The following is a 2673-nucleotide window of genomic DNA, read 5'->3' as shown; positions in this document are numbered from 1 at the left end:
AAACGACAAGAAGAGATACCGGGCCGATATCACGCAGCGGTATCGCAGCAGCATCGACGTGGCTGCGGTCGGTCATCCGACAAGACGGGATTCGAGGAAGGAGACCCAGGCCACTAAACTCTGGCACGGAGGGAACCGCCCGTGCGCAGGATGACGATTTCGACCAGCCGAAAACCGGGCAACCGGTTCGGCCCCCTACCCACCGGCCACCCGGACGGGAGGCCCCAGGCATGGTGATCACAGCTCCGCACACGGGCCCGCTACGGTGCCCCCGGTGCAGCTCGGCGGCCGTTCCGGGCGGACGATTCTGCTACCACTGCGGCTTGGAGTTCACCTCGGTCGAGAGTCCCGCGGTGGATGCTTCCGAGCGCCGGGTCGTCACCGTTCTGTTCGGTGATCTGTCCGACTTCACCGCCTGGGCGGAGGATCGCGATCCGGAACGCGTCGGGGAGATGACCGATCGGGTCCTCGCCGCCCTCGCCCACGAGATCGACGAGGTTGGCGGCCGCGTCGACAACCTTACCGGTGACGGCATCATGGCCGTCTTCGGGGCTCCCACCGCCCATGAGGACGACCCTGAACGTGCCGTTCGGGCCGCCGCCGCGATGCAGGAGACCGTTCGTCGGCTGGTGCTCACCTCCACGGGGGGTGACGATGACGGCCGGCTCGGCCTGCGGGTGGGCGTCAACACCGGCGAGGTCCTCGCGGGGGTGCAGGCCGCGCTCTCCTACACCGTGATCGGCGATACCGTGAACACCGCCGCCCGGTTGTCGGCCGCCGCCACGATCGGCACCGTCTACGCCGGTCGGGAGACCGCGCTCGCCACCCGGTCCGTGGCCACCTGGCGAGAGCTGCCCGACCTGGTCCTCAAGGGCAAGCGGGAGCCCGTCCCAGCCTATGAGCTGGTGAGCCTGCGCCCGTCGAACGTCGCCCGCCCCGGACTCGCCGACGACGCCATGTTCCTCGGCCGGGACGCCGAGCTCGCCTCGCTGACCGATCTGTTCGACCTGGTCGTCGCCAACCAGTCACCCGAGGTGGCACTGATCACCGGGGAGGCCGGGATCGGCAAGACCCGCTTGGCCATCGAGCTCGCCTGTCGGGCGGAGCGGACCCCCGGCACGACGGTGCTCTGGGGACGGACGGTCCGGCACGGTGACGGCCGCGGGCTGGCGCCCCTGGTCGACGTCGTTCGCAACGCGTGCGGGGTGACCGACGGTGACTCCCTCGACCGGGTGGCCAACCGCGTCCGGCGAACTGTGGCGGGGCTGGCGCATCCGCACAGCGGTGCCCGGCTGCCACCCGGCATCGCCGACCGGCTGCTGCTGCTGCTCGGCGTTCCCCTCGACCGGCGGCCCGCCGTCGCCACCGCGGCGGCTCCGGGGGATCCGGCAGCCCGGGCCTCGCACATCGCGGAGGCCGAGCAGCGGTCCGTCGACGCGACGGTGGACGCGGTCGCCCTGCTCCTCGGCGCGCTCGCGTCCTCCGGGCCCATCCTGGTCATGATCGACGATCTGGAATGGGCGACCAGCCAGCTCAGCGACGCGATGAGCCGGCTGGCCTCGGCGTTGTCCGGGCCGATTCTGCTTGTGCTGCTGGACCGGACGGGTCCACGACTCGCCGAACTGCCCCACATCCATCGCATCGCCCTGCAACCGCTGAGCCTCGAGGCCTCCAGCCGCCTGTTGCAGGATCATCTCGGCGGGGTGCAGCTGGAGCCCCGCGGCCGGGCCGATCTGCTCTCCCGGGTGCATGGCAATCCCTTCTTCCTGGTGGAGCTGCTCAACCTGCTGATCGACCGCGGAATGCTGCACCAGTCGGCCGAGACGACCAATGGGGAGTGGCCGGGCTGGGTCCTCGAGGGCTCCCTGACGGAGGCGACTCTTCCCGCCGGGGTGCAGTCGGTGTTGGCCGCCCGCATCGACGATCTCGACCCGGTGGCCAAGGCGGTACTGCGCGCGGCGGCGGTGCTCGGCCCGCGGTTTCCCGCCGAGGCGCTGCCGGTGGTCGACGAACGGCCCGCCGAGGAGGTCACCCGCGCGCTGCGGGTACTGACCGAGCGCCAGCTCGTCCGGCCGCCCCGGGCGACGGAGACGAGGTGGCGGTTCGTCCATCCCATGGCCCGCGACGCCGCCTACGCCGGGCTACCCAAGGTCGAGCGGGCCCGTCGGCATGCCACGGCGGCGCGCTGGGGGGTGACAGCGATGGTCGGCAGCTCGCGGGCCGTCTCCACCTTCGTTGCGAACCACGCCCTGCGGGCCTATGACCTGGCCGCATCGATGAACCTTCCCGCCACCGATCCGGCCTGGTCGTCCCGAATGTCCGGGTTCCATGCACATGTCCGGCTGGCGCGCGAGGCGCTAGCCCGAGACGATCATCGAGCCGCCGCCGACCTGCTGGCCAACGCGCGCCGTCTGGGCCGCGGCATCATCGACACGAACGAGGACAACGTCGTGCGGGTGCTGCACGCCGAGGCCCTGGTCGCGCTGCGCCAGCTCGATGAGGCCGAACGCACGCTACGCCCCGCGCTACGCACCGACGCACCCGTCCGACGGGCCGCCGCCTTCTCCGTGCTCGGCGAGCTGCGCCAGAAGCAGGGACGCGCCGAGGAGGCGGCGCAGTGCCTGCTCACCGCCCTGAAATCGGCCCAACAGGCCGGTGACGACCGTGCGGAGG

The 2673-nt window shown here is 71.5% G+C and carries 1 protein-coding gene; it reads left to right on the top strand.

The window, feature by feature from the left end; translation table 11 throughout:
- Nucleotides 1–230 precede the first annotated feature (230 nt).
- The coding region (locus AC08ON_RS09555) for an AAA family ATPase (RefSeq protein ID WP_476616801.1) at nt 231–2673 on the top strand (2443 nt) is incomplete at its 3' end.

The sequence above is a fragment of the Frankia sp. CoWAU3 genome (assembly GCF_977971855.1).
This window is presented reverse-complemented; position numbering and strand designations above follow the sequence as displayed.